Here is a 14,912-nt window from a genome sequence, read left to right as displayed (position 1 = left end):
CCGCGTCACCACGGACACCCTTGCTCTTGGCTAACCTCTACTTCTGTCTTCGGGGTTCGGGACTCGCACCCTATAGTTCATGTGCATGCCGGGCGCACGAAAAAAAGGATATCTCATTTTAGTGAGATATCCTCTATGATTATTGACAAACGCTTTCATCCTGCGATACTCATCTTGGTTGACAAGCGTTTTTATGAACTTGCTTAAAGATTTGATGGAATCTCAAAAGGTGAACCTACTTCTGCATCTCCATCCAAGACTAGAATGCCTTTCGCAGAAGGTGCATTAGGAATTGCTAATTCTCTTGCTGAACAAAGCATTCCGCTAGAAGCCACTCCACGTAATTCAGAATCCTTGATAACTAATCCTGAAGGCATTACTGCACCAATTTTTGCTACGACTACTTTTTGTCCAGCATCAACATTGGGAGCCCCACAAACGATTTGCAATACTTCGTCTCCAACATTCACTTTACAAATGCTAAGCTTATCAGCATTTGGATGTTTTTCTTTTTCTTCCACATACCCGATTACAAATTTAGGCGAGAAGTCTACATCCAGGGAGATGGTTACATCGTTTGCATTTAAAGCAGCTTCAATTTTTTCTACAATCTCTGGTGTTACTTCTGCTGTACCTTGTACTTCTAAATCGATATATTTACTCGCATTAAAAATATTGAACGCTTTAATTTCTCCAGTTGCTTGCTCTTTTAAAATGGCAATATCGCCCTTTTTTTCTACTTCAGTGTTTACAATTTTCTCAGATGCTAGTTGGACTAAAAGTACGTCCCCTACAAAAGGTTTGTTATAAGCTACGATCATTTTTCTTCTTTCTCCTTCTCAACTCTATTTTTAGCCAATATAAAGATTGGTTCTAATTCGCCTTTTTCGTAGACAAATGATAGCGATGTAATTGGAACTGCACCTACCGAAAAGAAATGCATTGTCATTTGTGCCAATACATCATATCCTACTTCATTGCGAATATCACCAATAATTAACACATCTTGGTGAGGAACAGATAACGTCATGTCCCCCTCAATCTTACTTTCCATTTCTTTTAGGAAGGACTCATTTAAAATCCGGCTCGCATCATATCCATCATTTTGATTCAAGAAATAAAAGATATTACCTGCGACTTCATCTTTTTTCGTACTTATTGGTAGCTTTCTGACAGAAAAACGAGCTGCCTCTCGTACTTGATTAGCATTTACCTTTAACTTTTCAAGCATCGACTCATCTATTAATCGATAAGTTGTCCCCAAATCTAGTGCATAATAAATTCGCGTTTCAGCAGTGTGATCTGTTGTCAGAAATGGAAAACCTTCATTTGATTTTAATGGAAAAGAGGTTGAACGAATAACAGGATAAACTAAAGATAAATCATGAAACCCTTCACTTTGTTCCTTCTCCATAGCGGAAAATGTCTGTTCGATTGTGTAAACAACTTCATCAATCGCTTTTTCTTTGATTGTTTGAAATTTGGCTATAATTTCTGGAAGCGAGATATCAATTCCTCGGTTCAATGATTTATGATTAAGACGTAAAGTATCTTTTTCTTTATCAAAATTAAAATCAAATTTATCCAAGCCTAAACGATTCTTTAATATTTCGACTAGTTCTTTTGATTTCATCTGATCACATCCTTTCTAATTACAAAAAATTTTGCAACTATGTTCTTCTCTGTTCTTATCATTAACAAAAATAAACGGCTCACACAAAGTGAACCGTAAAATCTACATATCTTATTGTAACAAAATATTCTATTTCTAGTCGATTAGTTTGTTCGTCACTTATTCTTTATCTTCAACAATTTTGACAGATCGAACAACCGTCATCATATCCACTAGTTTCTGGTCGATATTTTTATCTTCAGAAATTGTGGACATTTTTACCCCACCGCTACTAACAATTAGTTCAAATTGTTCCTTATCATATTCAACTACTGCGCTGAATCCAAAAGCTCCATCAAATTCTACAGTCTCTTCTTTGATAATCGTTTTAGATGGATCATTTTTTAACAATTCATAATGTAAGTTGCTGTCTTCCTTTTCATAATAATTTACGAAAAGAATATAGCTTTCATTTCCCTGCGTAATAATTAAATTATTCAGGTCTTCGCTTTCTTTTACATCATAACCAGAAGGAACATACAATTCTATCTTACCAATTGTCTTATTTGGTTGTTGAGGGTTTTCTTCAAAAACAGTTTGAGCACTTGCTACACCGTTATCAATTTGCTCTTCAACGGTTTTCCCACAGCCTGTTAATGTCAATAACATTAAGCAGCTGGCTGAGGCAAGTAACCATTTACGTTTCATATGTACTCCCCACTTTCTCTTCAACTATTTATTTTAAATGATAGATAGGTAACAATGCAACTGCCTTGTTTTTAGTAATATTTTCATAGAAACAAGCTTAATAATATTTGAAGCCTACTGAGTTGAACTGAAAATTACTACCAATACTATATTAAGGAATAATTAGCACTTACTTTTTTGTCATGAACATGTATTGTCCTATTAGTAATTTTACGATATGCTCAAACATTTCTGTACGGTCAACAAGACCAGCTGTAAATATACCTACAGCGCCAGATCCAGAACGTGTATCCTGTTGCTTTGTATAAACATCCATAACTGGACCCAATTCTTTTCCAGCACGTAATTCTTTTGCAATCTCCTCTGGCAATAAAAACTGTGCGCCTGCTGCTGAAATAACAGTACCATCGTTTAATGCAACTGCACCCCAGTTAGTACAATACATCTCATCACCAATTTCTTGTACGCCACCCTCAAGTCCGAAATTCAGATCTGCTTTTTTTGCTTCTAATGTATTGCGCGCACGATTGATTGCCCCTTGTCTCGTTTCAGCATTTGAAAAAGGCTGTTCAGAAACATTTGACGAAACATCCGCTTGAATATATTTAATCTCATCAAAATAACAGTTTAGAATATTTTGAATGGCAGCAGTTTTTGCTTTGTTTTTTGTTCCGATTGCAACTAACAATTTCTTTCATCTCCTATTTTTAAGACGCTTGACCAATAAAAAAGATGCCAAAATCGGCACCCTTTCCCTCGTGGTAATTTTAACCATTGTTAATGATTGTATCAACAGTGCTTCTATCCAGCGTTCTGACAAGCTTAACAAGCAATTCCTTCGCTGCTGCGTAATCATCAACATGAATGATGGAAGCTGAAGTATGAATATAACGAGAGCAGATTCCAATTACAGTACTTGGAATTCCTTCATTTGCAATATGCACTTTTCCAGCATCAGTTCCACCCTGAGAAACAAAGTATTGATACGGAATGCTATTTGTCTCTGCCGTATCTAAAACAAATTCTCGCAGGCCTCTGTGTGTCACCATTGTTGGATCGTAAATACGCAGTAGAGTTCCTTGTCCTAATTGACCGAATTGTGTTTTGTCACCAGTTGTATCATTTGCAGCCGAAGCATCCAATGCAAAGAAAATATCTGGTTTAATCATATTAGCCGACACTTGTGCACCGCGTAAGCCTACCTCTTCCATTACGTTTGCACCCGAGTATAGATGGTTATTTACACTTTCATCCTTTAGCTCTTTTAATAATTCAATCGCCAATCCGCATCCATAGCGATTGTCCCAAGCTTTTGCCATAATCTTTTTTGGATCTGCCATAGGAGTAAATGGACAAATAGGAATGATGGATTGACCAGGTCGTATTCCCATATCTAAAGCCTGCTGTTTACTATCCGCGCCGACATCAATTAGCATGTCTTTAATTTCCATTGCACCTTTATTATCCGATCCTCTTAATAAATGTGGAGGAATCGAAGCAATGACACCAGGGATTTCTTTTTCTTTAGCGTAAACAGTTACTCGTTGTGCTTGCAAGACTTGGTTAGACCAACCACCAAGTGTTTGGAATTGAATCATCCCATTCTCAGTTATGTTTTTGACCATGAACGATACTTCATCCATATGGCCGGCAACTAATATTCTAGGTGCATTCTCATCTGCAGCTTTTCTTACACCAAAAATCCCGCCAAGATTATCTTGAATGATTTCATCAGAGTATTTTTCCAGCTCTGTGCGCATAAATTTTCGAACCGCATGCTCATTACCAGGTGCTCCAGGTAATTCAGTTAATGTTTTAAATAATTGTAATGTTTCAGTATTCAAACAGAACACTCCCTACTTATTTAGATACCTTTCTATTTTAACATACATATTTCGATTTTCGAATTGAAATAGAGGGAAATTTTACATATTAAAGACTTGATAATTTCTTTTTAAAGCATGTTCTAATAAACCGCTTCTATCCATTTAATATTTAGGAAGATGTACTTTTCATGGTAGTAGTACAAGACTTCTATACTAAATAATGTTAAAATGAGGAATAGCTCAAAGGAGGATGACAAATGAAATTAAGAGATTTTTTAATAGGCGTAGCTACTGGTCTAGCTGCCGCAATTATCATTAAAGAAACTTCTGAAAGAATTTCACCTTTTGTACCTGCCAATCAAGTTTTAGACAATGTAAAAGATGAATTTAAAAAGATTAGCCCAATTGATGGTTCTTGGATTTATATGAAAACTGAGGATTTTAATAATGGCGTTATGACCATTCCTGTATATCGCGGTGGTATTACACGCATGAATGACGGTCAAATGGAAACATTTGAATTTGCAGCAGATGCACGATCTGGTGTAGTAGTTGATTTAGCAAAAGCATAAACGCATTATAAAAAGCTGTCCGATTAGTGCATCTAATCGAACAGCTTTTTTCTATGCATTTGTTTGAAATTGTATTCTCGCTTCTTTTCCACGCTTTAATGAATCCTTAATCTCTTTTCCATCTTGACTCCATTGAATCATTCGGAAGTACGCATCATGGTAGAAAATAAATTTATAATTATTTGAAAGTGCCTCTTGTAAAATCTTCTCTTTAGCAAATACGCTAGTCATTGGATAGTCATCATAGGCTAATACCCATAATGGATTTTGGTGTGCATGAGTTGGCATAATGTCTGCCATGTGCAGTAATGTTTCATCCTGTTGTCTCAGTTTAATGATGGCATGTCCATCACTATGCCCCCCTGTATGAATCATCTCAATTCCTGGTGCTATCGTAATATGCTCCTCAAACGTCTCTACAAGATGTTGTACCGGCTCCCAATTTTCCTTCCAATACGTATTTTTAGAACGAATGTTAGGATTTCGCATTTCATCCCATTCAATTTGAGTCGTGTAGATTTTGGCATTCGGGAATGTTGGAACTAATTCTTCCCCTTCCCATCGAGTCAGACCTCCTGCATGATCAAAATGCAAATGTGTCATTAGCACAACATCGATATCTGAAGCGCTTAGCCCCAATTCTTGTAAACTCTCAAGTATTGTTGACTCTTCTGTCACTCCAAAATTGCGTAGCTGTTTTTCTGTTAGCTTATTGAAACCTACTCCGCTATCAATTAAATAGTTTTTCCCTTCAAAATGTATCAAAATCGGCTCACAGGCTAATTCGATTTGATTTTTTTCATTTACAGGATACTTACGTGACCATAGCGGTTTCGGCACTACCCCAAACATTGCTCCGCCATCTAAAGAAGTGACGCCCCCATCGAGCCATGTTAATGTCATTTCGTGAAATTGTAGTTGATCCATCCATTTTTCCCCCTTTAATGGTAGTTCAAATATTCAGACTATATATATTGTAGAATGTGATGAATACTGTAATATTCATCACGAATCTATTAAAACACACTAAAGATTATTTTTTGAATAAAAAATTGCATTTTTAATCTGTATATGTGCGACCGCCGCAAGCTTTCGTCGCAGATTTCCCATTAGATATATGACCGATTTTATTCAAGTTTACTTTTTTGATATAAACTGGCTTTCTAATCTATAAATCGGCTGGCCCTTTGCTGAGAATTTTTCTTCGTACTCCGTCATTATGTTGTCCTCTGGCATATTGGCATGTAAATCGAGTGATACATATTTTAACAACATGCTATATTCAGACATACTCACTAAAGAGTATTCAAATAATCCACGGTTATCGGTTTTAAAGTGAATCTCCCCGTTATCAATAAGGATCGACTCATATAATTTCAAAAATCCTTCATGTGTTAGACGGCGTTTCGCATGGCGTGTCTTTGGCCAAGGATCGGAGAAATTTAAATAAACTCGACTTACGTCTCCTTTTTTAAAGTACTTATCTAAATCTGCTCCATTGACTTTTAATAGTCGTAAATTTGGTGGAGTATTGGCTTCTATCACTTTCTCCAACGCAACTACAATGACACTTGTATATAATTCAATTCCAATATAGTTTATATCCGGATTCGCCAATGCCATTCCCGTAACAAATTGCCCTTTCCCTGTTCCCACTTCTATATGGATCGGGTGATCATTTCCAAAAACACGCTGCCAATCCCCTATATATTCTTCTGGATTCGCAATAATTACTTCCGGATGACTCGCAATAAATTCTTCTGCCCATGGTTTATTTCTTAATCTCAATGCCTAATCCTCTTTTCTAGTTGTTCATCAAAATTACCTTTTTATTTTCAAATCTTTTTGTCATTATAGCTTATTTTTCTTATATTAACATCGAATCGCTATTTTTTGTTAGCATATTCCAGCACCTTTTGTATACTGTATAGTATATTTTTGAATAATTTTTCGTTAAACCTAAAATTTCCCCGTCGGCATGACAGGGCAATTCCTCATTTATGTATAAAGTAAATTGCTCCCCTTGCAATTGAACAAATTCTTTTAATTTTGTATGTGCACCGAAAAAAACTGTGGCAAACAATAGTAAAAGCTTTAATCTTGAAAGATTGTAAACAATCGATAATTCTAAAAGTCCATCATTTGGAATCGATTTTGGAGAGATTTTCATTCCTCCACCAAAAAAAGGTTGATTTGAGACTGTGACAAACCATACATTGTCATACTTTCTTAGTATTCCGTCTTGTTCGACGATTAGCTCGAACAGTTTAAAAGTAAATAAGCCTTTTAAAACGTAGTATGCATAACTAAACTTGCCAAGTCCTAGTGTATTCAGTTGATCTTTGAAGCTTGAAAGGTTAGCTGCATTCGCAACAAAAGCATCAAACCCAATCCCCGAATTATTGACAAATCCAAACTCTTTTTCATTCCACTCAATATGTCCGCAATCATACGATTTACATTTACGATTATTTTCCGGAAGAAGTTCATCGATTTCTTGTGCAGATTTAAAAGTTGGGAAGCTCCTTGAAAAATCATTCCCAGATCCTGCTTGAATTGCACCTACATAAACATTCGGACAATCAATGACACCATTCACTACTTCATGGATCGTTCCATCCCCGCCAATAGCAATAATTAGGTTTAATTCACCTGCATTTGCAGTTGCAATTTGCTGTGCGATTTTACTTCCATGCCCTTTGTAATTCGTTATGTGCTGGGAAAATGGGCTCTTTAACTCACCTTTGAGTTTTTTCCACACGCGTGCTCCTTTACCATTTCCCGCACGCTCATTAATGACAAAATGCAATTTCACTTTTTTATTACTCCTGTTCTTTTTCGACATTCCAAATATCCCGATTGAAAGAGGTCGTTTGCACTGTCTGTAAAATAGCTTTAGCTGCACGCATTTGCATATGTTTCATAGGCGAAGAGTAATGTCTTAAATGCTGCAACCAACTTGTGAAATCCCGTTTATCGATAAATTGAACATTAAATACGGTCCCTGGATAATCAAAATAACCATTCCGTGAAAGAAGTACCTTACGAATCGGCATCTCTACATCATTCTCGATGAATAACTTGGAAATGATGGACTCCATTCGATTCAATTGAATTAAAGGGTTTAAGAGTTTATTGCTCGTTTTACCGAACTTTTTCGTCCAGAAACGATCTCCTTCCCCTACAAATACAGCTTGATTTTCTTGTTCCACTACTGTTATACATAAGCATTCTGTAGGTGTTAGTAGAACAATGTCCAACTCAACAGGAGCCTTTTTTACTTTTATGATTGGATAGTAGAATACTAAAAAACTATCCGGAAAGCTTTGTAGTATGTTGCGAAGTAATGTATCACGTAAAAATTTGGGATCAACATAGGATTTCTCACGTACAGTTGAGCTTGCCCATTTTATTTGAAAATGGAAAAACTGATCTAAAAACATTTTCTTTAGCTCTTCGATTGTATTGGGTTTATAGACGATGTTCGGTTCAAAAAACAGAGTTGTCTCTTCTTCCGGAATCTCATCCTCTTGATTTATCAGTTCATTCGTTATCTCAACATCTTCTAGATTTTCGACTTGTTTTGCACTTTTTTTAATTTTAAATTTTTCAAAAAAGGAAAATGTTCTTTTGCTTTCCTTCGATTCTGCTTGTTCTTCAATCTGCTCCCATTGAGAAATCTCCTCACCAGATACCCATTGCTGTTTTACTCGATCCCACTGGATTTTTTTTAAACGGACAAACTGGGTAGGGTACCTCGATAAATCGATTTGATATCTCGAAATATAATCTTGCAGTTTCACTAATTGAGCCAACCAAAACACTCCTTTTTGTCAATCCTGTACGCACTTAGCATTGCCTGCGTCTCGATTGAAGACTCATTTTAAACATTCTATACCCTTATACTTGTTTTTTATATCTTTTATTGATTATTACAATTCTACATGACGAATTACTAAAAAAATAGTGGATAGAAGTTATCCTACCCACTAATCATTAGACTATTTATGTTGTTATAAATTATGGAACTCGCTAACTGGAAGCTTTGTTTCAAACTGTTTTTGTAATTTGCTAGTCCACTCGCCAATTACCCCTCCATTTATCAAATTTCCATCCAACTCTATAACAGGTGTAATTTCTGATGTTGTTGACGAGACGAACAATTCATCCATTTGTAGGGCTTCGCCTTTTGTAAATGCCTCTTGTTTTACAGGGAGTCCAATTTCATTTGCACAATTTAAAATAACACCACGAGTGATTCCACTTAAAATAAAATTATCGGCAGGATGTGTGTATAAGACACCATCTTTGATCCCGAATACATTTGTTGAAGAACCTTCAGTAATTGTCTCTCCACGGTGTAGAATCGCTTCATAACAGCCCTTTTCATGTGCCTCTTGTTTTGCCAATACGGCTCCTAATAGATTTAGTGATTTAATATCGCAGCGTAGCCAGCGAATATCTTCTGCAAATGTTGCTTTTACCCCATTTTTGCCATTTTCGATCGAGCGTGGTGCTTCTTTTACATTTCCTGTTAATACAGGAAGCACATCATCTCCTGGAAATATATGATTGCGAGGAGATGTTCCGCGTGTCAGCTGGAAGTATAGGTTTCCTGTTTTCAATTCATTTGCTTCAACTAATTCATGTAATAATTGATGCAGTTTATCTTTTGTATATGGTACCGTCATTTTAATTTTTTCTGCACTTGCATAGAATCGGTCGACATGTTCTGTAGCAGTAAACATTTCCCCATCATATACTTTAATAACTTCATAAACCCCATCACCAAACTGATAGCCTCGATCTTCTTTATTAATTGAAACTTGTTGATCATCCACAATTTGGTCATTCCATAAAGTGTAGCTCATTAAAATCAACCCTTTTATCTTTATTTTTTCCCTGCTAATTCTACAATAGCTTCTGCATAAATGGCAGCTGCTCTCACCAGATTATCGACAACTACAAATTCATCAGCTTGATGGGCAACATCTGGTTCTCCTGGGAACAGCATACCGAATGCCACACCTTTTTTCATCGTCCTTGCATATGTTCCTCCGCCCGTAGATAGCGGTTTAGAGTGATCTCCAGTATATTTTCTGTATACATCTAATAACGTTTGAACAAATTCATCCTCTTCGGGAACATAGTGTGGAGATGAATTAGACGCAACATCAAGTGCAAAACCTAAAGCAGCTACATGCCCAGCAGCTTCTGTAATTTTCTCTTCAAATGGGTAACTAACTGAATAACGCATACTAACTTGAACATGGCCACCACGCTTTTGATGGAACAATACAACACCTGGATTAAATGTTGTATGACCAGACATTTCATCGTAATAATCAAGCTTGATAGTACTTCCATAATGATCCTCGTCAAATGTATTGACTATAAATGAAACAAATTCAAGACTTGCTTTGGTCGTCACTTCAGTTTGAAGAAATTTTGATAACAATACAGCTGCATTTCTTCCCTTTTCAGGTTCCATTGCATGGGCAGCTTTACCTTTCATTGTTATTATATATCGACCTTCTTCTTTCGTTAATGTACCATCTGTTCTATTTTTTTCCAAGAAAATAGTAAAGTTCTCTTCAATTAATGGAGATGCATTTTGTATGATTGCATTTGCTGTATCAGGTACCATATTAGAACGTTGTCCCGCTTTGAAAGCAATTATCTGTTCATCCTCTTCAACTTTTCCTTTTTGAGAAAAATCTAAAATAGAAATACCTTTCTCTGCATTGATAAGAGGAAAATCGGCATCCGGAGCAAAACCGATTGTTGGCATTTCTTCTTTTGTGAAATAATGATCAACACAACGGAAGCCGCTTTCTTCGTCCGTTCCAATAATCATTCGTACGCGTTGCTTTAATTCTATTCCTGCGTCTTTTACCATTTTCATTGCTAAATAGGCAGCCATTGTCGGCCCTTTATCATCAATCGCCCCACGGCCATATAGCTTACCATCAACGACTTCCCCCTTAAAAGGAGGGTATGTCCAAGAATCACCAACTGGCACAACGTCTACATGACATAAAATACCTAGTAATTCTTCTCCTGATCCCATTTCTAAGTGACCAGCAACATTATCAACATTCTTTGAAGTAAATCCTTGCTGTTCTCCTAAATCGAGCATATACTGCAATGCTTTTAACGGACCTACACCAAAAGGAGCTTCATCACTTGAAGTTTCTTGATCAAGAACACTTGCAATTTGAATTAACTGTTGCAATTCTGAAACTAGCTCTTCTTTTCTAGATTCAGCTAATTTTATCCAATCCATTTTTACCACCCCTTAACTTAATACCGACAATTTTACTCTTTCTTAACGAAAAGCGAAAGGTGCTCGTTCAGCTCCGTCAACAATTGGAAGAATCGACAAAAGGACGCTTTTGGTCCTTGCAGGCGATTCTGAAATTGTAGAGGAGCTAGCACCTGCAGCTAGACAACGAAAAGCGAAAGGTGCTCGTTCAGCTCCGCGTCGACGAAAGCGCAACATCCTGTTGCATCGTCGACATGACTCACATCGTGTGAGCCCCAACAACTGGCCGACAAGAACGCCACATCGTGTGGCATTGTCGGCACTTGCACATCCATGTGCGGCGGAAGAATCGACAAAAGCTTTTTGGCAGACTAAGAAAGTATAAACCTTTCCTAGTCTGCATAAGTGCAACTAAGACTGATTGCCAAGAGTCTTTGCAATCAGCCAAGTTTTCTAATCCTTGCAGGCGATTCTAGTTGCGCGAGGAGCTAGCACCTGCAGCTAGACAATGAAAAGCGAAAGGTGCTCGTTTAGCTCCGTCCACAATTGGAAGAATCGACAAAAGGACGCTTTTGGTCCTTGCAGGCGATTCTGAAATTGTAGAGGAGCTAGCACCTGCAGCTAGACAACGAAAAGCGAAAGGTGCGCACATCTGCATTGGCACATTATTCAATAAATTTTATACTTACATTTAAAGAAAGTACAAGCACAATTGTCATAAAAGCGCCTTATTTTTCGTATTATCACAATATATACCTGTTGTAAAAATTGTATTAATTAATTGAGAATTATGGAAAAATTAATAGATTGCTGATATAATATCCTTGTCATAGTAAACTACTTGACAAATAAAAAAATAAAAAAGGGGATGTCTAAGGCAGAAATTTAATTAGCCTGGTGCCTCTGCACTGATGTCGTCCGCTAGTCTTTGCCATGAGAATTAAGATCGAAGGAGTGGTTCATGTTTATGAAACCAACTACTGACAGAATGCTTAATCGTATTAAAGACGTGTACATGTTTATCCTTGATAGAGGAACAGTATCTACACAGGATTTAGTCGAAGAGTTCAATATCACTCCTCGCACCATTCAAAGAGATTTGAATGTGTTAGCCTTTAATGATTTGGTAACGAGTCCAAGTCGAGGCAAATGGACAACGACGAAGAAAAGAGTTAAATTATCATCTTAGATCGAATGCAACAAATTCCTCTAGTTTATTAAATGAGGAAGGTTTGCTAGCAATACACTTCTTTAGTACTTTTCACTTCAAGCTTATGCGAACTGTTGCTGACATTAAAATTAGTAACATAATATATTAGGAAAGCACATCTCGACCAAAATGGGACGAGTTGATGTATTGTCTTATGCCGATGTCCTTGAAATCTTTAATTTTACATCCGCAAAATAAAAAGAATGACCTTTCGTCGGGGTCATTCTTTTTTACTCTAAAAAGAGATATTATTTATTTTTTAAAGTGTTCAGTTCTTCCTCAGTCAACTCTCTATAATCCCCCAGGTTAAGCTGCTCATCCAGTTTCAGGCTTCCCATCGATAAGCGTTTCAAATAAGTTACCGTCTTTTCAACCGATTCGAACATTCTTTTTACTTGATGAAACTTTCCTTCTTGGATCGTCAGCTCGATTTCGGAACTTGGACCTGATCTTAATATAACTAGTTCACCGGGTTTCGTTACATATCCATCATCTAATTCCACACCTTGTTTAAATGCTTCAATATCTGATTCAGTAACTTCCCCATTTATTTTTGCATAATAGGTTTTTGGAACATGCTTTTTCGGCGATAAAAGATTATGCGCTAATTGACCATCGTTAGTTATCAATAATAAGCCTTCAGTATCTTTATCTAACCGACCTACTGGAAAAGGTTTAAAATGCTGTGCTAACGGATCTAATAGGTCAATAACGGTTTTGTCAATATGATCTTCAGTTGCTGATATGACTCCCGGTGGTTTATTCATCATCAGGTAGATAAATTCCGTATACTCTACTCTTTCACCAAAAACACTGACTTCTTGTATATCTGGGTTCACGTGCATGGAAGCATCTTTTACAACTCCCCCATCCACAGTTACCCCCTTTTGCTTTAATAATTGCTTAACTTCTTTTCGGGTCCCATAGCCCATATTTGCTAATAATTTATCTAACCGCACTTGACTAGACCCTCCTATTTAAATCCAAGTTTGTTTGCTATTTTTGTAATACGTCCACCCAATAATTTTTGTGCAATTCTTAATCGGAATGACAGATAACCATAAACAAAAGCTCCGACACCAACAGAAATAATCAAATAAAGAGCTTCAAGTAATTTGTTAGTAGGTAATGTTATTGAATAAAGTAATTTATTTACAATTATCACTGAAATAGACATCATTAGAGTTAATATACAAATTAAAATAATCCGTCTAAATACCAACTTCGAACTATAGTGCAATACTTTATGAATTACCGCGATATTAATGGCAATCGTCACTCCATAACCGATAGCAGTTGCCAGAAGTGCTCCATCGACTTCCATCAATTTAATAAGAGGGGTATTTAACATTAGTTTGACTAATATCCCAGTTAATAAACTGAATATAATCCATTTTTGATAATCGATTCCCTGAAGAATCGCTGCTGTAACCGAGAATAATGCAAAGAGAATGGCTAATGGTGCATAATGTGCTAAAACTTCTGCCCCCATTTCACTTTGTTCATATAAAACGTGATAGATACCTGGTGCTAATATAGCAATTCCGATACTTGCCGGGATAGTTATAAATAACAGAATTTGATAGGTTTTATCTAATTCGCCCCGAAGTGTATCGAAGGCCCCTAAAGTGTAGTGCTTCGTAATTGTTGGTATTAGAGCCATAGAAAACCCTGTTGCAAGCATTACCGGGATAATGACAATTTTTTGTGTCGTAAAGTTCAACATTGTTAAATAATCATCCGTTACATTAGCTAATCCAATTGAAACCATGGCACTATTAAAAGTTAACATATCGACTAGCTGGAATAATGAACTTGCCATTCCAACAAAAACAAATGGAATAGAGTACTTGATTATTTCTTTATATATAGCTTTATAAGAAAGTTCACCAGAAGATACACTATTTTCACGTAGCACATTAAATTCCGGGCTTAATTTTTTCCAATAGTAGTATAAAACCACCAATCCACCCAGAGCACCTACGAATGCTGCAAATACAGCAAATTTAACCGCGGTTTCGGGTTGACCATTTAAAAGTACTACAACCACAAAAGAACCACCCAGCAATACAACGATGCGAACAATTTGCTCAACTAACTGTGAGACTGAAGTCGGCATATAATGACTATATCCTTGGAAGAAACCTCTAATCAAACTCATAATCGGAACTGCTAATAATGCATAACTAACCCATCGAATAGCCGAAGCAATTTGATCTACTGTGTAGATTTGTTCTTCATCTTTGATAACTACATTTGCTATAGGTGTAGCCAGTAAATTTAATATAAAAAAAGAAATAATACCTGTAATGATCATTACAAGGATTCCTGATTTAAAAAGCTTCCTTCCTGCCTCATAGTCATTAATAGAATTATATTTAGAAACAAATTTTGAAACACCAAGAGGTAACCCCGAAATTGCAACGGATAGCATAATGTTGTACGGAATATATGCATATTGGTATAATCCAACATTATCTTTCCCCACAATTGAATAAAAAGGGAAAACATAAACTAACCCTAGAACTTTCGATAAAAACAAACCAACTGTTAATATCGCCGTTCCTTTCATTAATGATGACATAAAAACATCCCAATCTTTATGAAATTGTAAATATATATGTATTAAAAAATAGTCTTTTTAGAATTACTATCCTATAAACTATATCTTTAATAAGCTATTATTAGAAAAATAAAAGCCGACTGAAATAGTCGACGA

The 14,912-nt window shown here is 36.3% G+C and carries 16 protein-coding genes; 3 read left to right on the top strand and 13 right to left on the bottom strand.

The annotated features are described in order from the left end of the window. Window positions 1-203 precede the first annotated feature (203 nt). The 5 genes from ytpR to ACFQU5_RS12760 all read right to left on the bottom strand — a co-directional run bounded on the left by ytpR (window position 204) and on the right by ACFQU5_RS12760 (window position 4,164). Window positions 204-821 carry a YtpR family tRNA-binding protein gene (gene ytpR, locus ACFQU5_RS12780; RefSeq protein WP_390288316.1) on the bottom strand — a complete coding sequence of 206 codons (618 nt, stop codon included), beginning with the start codon at window positions 819-821 and terminating at the stop codon, window positions 204-206. Continuing rightward, window positions 818-1,633, bottom strand: coding sequence for a DUF1444 domain-containing protein (locus ACFQU5_RS12775; protein ID WP_390288314.1), 816 nt, complete (start codon window positions 1,631-1,633; stop codon window positions 818-820). The genes ytpR and ACFQU5_RS12775 overlap by 4 nt, the downstream gene beginning before the upstream one ends. A 159-nt stretch (window positions 1,634-1,792) precedes the next feature. Continuing rightward, entirely contained in the window at window positions 1,793-2,320 is a 528-nt protein-coding gene (locus ACFQU5_RS12770; protein WP_390288312.1) for a hypothetical protein, read from the bottom strand. 169 nt (window positions 2,321-2,489) lie between these two features. Further along, on the bottom strand, window positions 2,490-3,008 hold the full coding sequence (locus ACFQU5_RS12765) for a DUF84 family protein (RefSeq protein ID WP_390288310.1): 519 nt from the start codon (window positions 3,006-3,008) through the stop codon (window positions 2,490-2,492). A gap of 79 nt (window positions 3,009-3,087) precedes the next feature. Then, the gene (locus ACFQU5_RS12760; RefSeq protein WP_390288308.1) at window positions 3,088-4,164 is read right to left on the bottom strand and encodes a M42 family metallopeptidase; all 1,077 of its coding nucleotides are present in this window, start codon (window positions 4,162-4,164) and stop codon (window positions 3,088-3,090) included. A gap of 239 nt (window positions 4,165-4,403) precedes the next feature. Here ACFQU5_RS12760 and ACFQU5_RS12755 point away from each other — a divergent pair, with 239 nt between their 5' ends. Then, the gene (locus ACFQU5_RS12755; RefSeq protein WP_390288306.1) at window positions 4,404-4,718 is read left to right on the top strand and encodes a hypothetical protein; all 315 of its coding nucleotides are present in this window, start codon (window positions 4,404-4,406) and stop codon (window positions 4,716-4,718) included. A 51-nt stretch (window positions 4,719-4,769) separates the two neighbouring features. On the opposite strand, the gene ACFQU5_RS12750 is transcribed toward ACFQU5_RS12755, so the two are convergent. From ACFQU5_RS12750 to pepV, 6 genes are all read right to left on the bottom strand, one after another. Further along, window positions 4,770-5,645, bottom strand: coding sequence for a YtnP family quorum-quenching lactonase (locus ACFQU5_RS12750; RefSeq protein WP_390288304.1), 876 nt, complete (start codon window positions 5,643-5,645; stop codon window positions 4,770-4,772). Window positions 5,646-5,855: 210 nt separating this feature from the next. Continuing rightward, window positions 5,856-6,506, bottom strand: a complete 651-nt coding sequence (gene trmB, locus ACFQU5_RS12745) for a tRNA (guanosine(46)-N7)-methyltransferase TrmB (RefSeq protein WP_390288302.1) — start codon at window positions 6,504-6,506, stop codon at window positions 5,856-5,858. 79 nt (window positions 6,507-6,585) lie between these two features. Further along, window positions 6,586-7,533, bottom strand: coding sequence for a diacylglycerol/lipid kinase family protein (locus tag ACFQU5_RS12740; RefSeq protein WP_390288300.1), 948 nt, complete (start codon window positions 7,531-7,533; stop codon window positions 6,586-6,588). Between the two features lie 7 nt (window positions 7,534-7,540). Continuing rightward, on the bottom strand, window positions 7,541-8,533 hold the full coding sequence (locus tag ACFQU5_RS12735; protein ID WP_408063437.1) for a nuclease-related domain-containing protein: 993 nt from the start codon (window positions 8,531-8,533) through the stop codon (window positions 7,541-7,543). Window positions 8,534-8,731: 198 nt separating this feature from the next. Continuing rightward, entirely contained in the window at window positions 8,732-9,589 is an 858-nt protein-coding gene (dat, locus tag ACFQU5_RS12730; RefSeq protein WP_390288296.1) for a D-amino-acid transaminase, read from the bottom strand. Between the two features lie 20 nt (window positions 9,590-9,609). Beyond that, window positions 9,610-11,004: a dipeptidase PepV gene (pepV, locus tag ACFQU5_RS12725; RefSeq protein ID WP_390288294.1), complete on the bottom strand. Its 1,395-nt coding sequence runs from the start codon at window positions 11,002-11,004 to the stop codon at window positions 9,610-9,612. A 109-nt stretch (window positions 11,005-11,113) separates the two neighbouring features. Between pepV and ACFQU5_RS12720 the strand changes: the two genes are divergently transcribed. Next, entirely contained in the window at window positions 11,114-11,368 is a 255-nt protein-coding gene (locus ACFQU5_RS12720; RefSeq protein WP_390288292.1) for a hypothetical protein, read from the top strand. A gap of 582 nt (window positions 11,369-11,950) precedes the next feature. After that, window positions 11,951-12,172 carry a DeoR family transcriptional regulator gene (locus tag ACFQU5_RS12715; protein ID WP_390288320.1) on the top strand — a complete coding sequence of 74 codons (222 nt, stop codon included), beginning with the start codon at window positions 11,951-11,953 and terminating at the stop codon, window positions 12,170-12,172. Between the two features lie 269 nt (window positions 12,173-12,441). Here the strand turns inward: ACFQU5_RS12715 and ACFQU5_RS12710 are convergent, their stop codons facing one another. Beyond that, window positions 12,442-13,152 carry a pseudouridine synthase gene (locus ACFQU5_RS12710; protein WP_390288290.1) on the bottom strand — a complete coding sequence of 237 codons (711 nt, stop codon included), beginning with the start codon at window positions 13,150-13,152 and terminating at the stop codon, window positions 12,442-12,444. A 14-nt stretch (window positions 13,153-13,166) separates the two neighbouring features. Further along, window positions 13,167-14,777, bottom strand: coding sequence for a putative polysaccharide biosynthesis protein (locus ACFQU5_RS12705; protein WP_390288288.1), 1,611 nt, complete (start codon window positions 14,775-14,777; stop codon window positions 13,167-13,169). Window positions 14,778-14,912 lie beyond the last annotated feature (135 nt).

The sequence above is a fragment of the Ureibacillus sp. GCM10028918 genome (genome assembly GCF_042666115.1).
In the GTDB taxonomy this organism is placed as follows: Bacteria; Bacillota; Bacilli; order Bacillales_A; family Planococcaceae; genus Ureibacillus.
The sequence above is the reverse complement of the archived record's forward strand: the minus strand, read 5'-3'. Positions and strand labels throughout refer to the sequence as shown.